General features: G+C 64.8%; 1 protein-coding gene. It reads right to left on the bottom strand.

Annotated elements, in window-relative coordinates; genetic code table 11:
• Positions 1 to 26: 26 nt before the first annotated feature.
• Complete coding sequence (locus AC07FN_RS45830; RefSeq protein WP_478401372.1) at positions 27 to 1,694, bottom strand: IS1182 family transposase; 1,668 nt, start codon at positions 1,692 to 1,694, stop codon at positions 27 to 29.
• Between the last annotated feature and the right edge of the window lie 94 nt (positions 1,695 to 1,788).

Genomic DNA, 1,788 nt, shown 5'->3' on the forward strand with positions numbered 1-1,788 from the left:
TTCAGGACTCTGTTGCTCAATTTCGATCAGGCGGCCAGTTCGAGATTGAGGGCAGTGAGGTGGGAAGTTCTGGTGTTTCCCAGGGGTGTGCCGGTCCACCACGCGTCGAGCCGGATGAGGTTCAGGGCGGTGGCGGCGAGGATATGAGCCAGGCGGGTCTTGGGTAGGCCGATGTAGCGGGAGCGGCGGATGCCGCTGGTGGTGACGGCTTGATGGATGGTGCCCTCGACGCCGGCGCGAATGTTGTAGCGCTGTTTCCACGCATCGGTGGCTTGTTCGGCGCGGGCGTGTTCGAGCGTTTCGTGCTGGTCACGGTGGCGCAGGGTGAGTTTGCGGGCGTTGGTCTTGGAGGAGGTGCAGCGAGATCTCAGAGGGCACGGTGCGCAGTCAGTCCTGCGGAAGTCGACTTTGAGAACGGGTTTGCCCCTGGCCTTCTCCTGCCGCCAGCTGGTGCTGACCGCTCCGTTGGGGCAGGTGACCTGCTGGGCGTCCCAGTCGATGCTGAAATGAGTGTGGTCGAATGCCTCGGAGTTCCCGGTCTGCCAGCTGGTACTGGTGCGCAGGGGGCCGACCAACTCCATGGCGTAAGCGTGGCGTGTGGTGACGATCAGTTCGGCGCTGGTGTAGCCACTATCGACGACGTGCTCGGCGGGCAGTAGGTCGCGCCGGTGCAGCCCCTCGTGCACTGTGGAGGTCATCTCCACATCCGCCACGGTGGCGTCGGTGGTGGACACGTGTGTGATCACGTGGACCGTGTCGGGTTCGCAGGTTTCGGTGAGATGGACCTTGTAGCCGTCCCAGCCATGACCGCGTTTCACGCCATAGCGAGCATCGAGGTCGTAGGGTGAGGACAGCCTCAGCCTGCCTGGCGGGAGGTCTTTGCCCTCCCGCCAGGCCACCTCCATCCCGCCGTCGTCGGTCTGGGTGCGGTGGTACTGCTGAATCCATGCGATCCGCAGGGTCTGCGCTGCCGGGATCTCCCGCAGCCACACCGGCACCTGCAGCGCATATACGGCCTGCAGCAGGTGGAAACCGTCGCGGCCGATCGTGACCGCGAGCTCGGTGCGGGCCTCGGCGCTCTGGGGCATCCGGTAGGAGTCCACACGCGCGCCATAACGCTTCACCCAGTCGGGATCGGCGGTGGCGGACAGCCAGCCGGGATCCGCGATCGCAAGGGCTTCCAGCGTCGCCCGCAGCGTTTCGCCGACGAACTCGATGCGATTCAGCGTCCGCACCGCCGCCAGCACGTGGGTGGAATCGGTGCGCTGACGCCCACCCGAGCGCAGCAACCTCAGCTCCGACAACCGAGCCAGCAGCACATCCAGAACTTTCTCCTCCAGGCCGTGCTTGATCAGTCGAGCCCGGAACCCGGTGAGCACGGTGAAATCGAATCCAGGATCTTCCAGCTCCAAACCCAGGGCATACTTCCAGTCGATCCGGCCCCGCACCGCATCCGCGGCCTGCCGGTCAGTGAGGTTCTCAGCGAACTGCAACACCGATATCAGCGCCAACTGCCCCGGTGACCAACCCGGACGGCCTCGTTTCCCAAACGCCGCAACGAATTCCTCATCAACGAACAACGGGCCCAGCTCATCACGGACCCGCATCGCCAAACATCCCTTGGGAAAGGCGGCCCGAGCCACCCGAACGGTCGTCTCCGGGACATCAGGCCACGGACGCGGCTGCAACGACACCACACACCACCCACGAAGATCAGCAGCAGGGTGATGATCTTGCCCCAGCGGCCGCCACCCGCCCACACAGGGTGCGAAATTGAGCAACAGAGTC

Source organism: Saccharopolyspora sp. NPDC045941 (assembly GCF_056431445.1).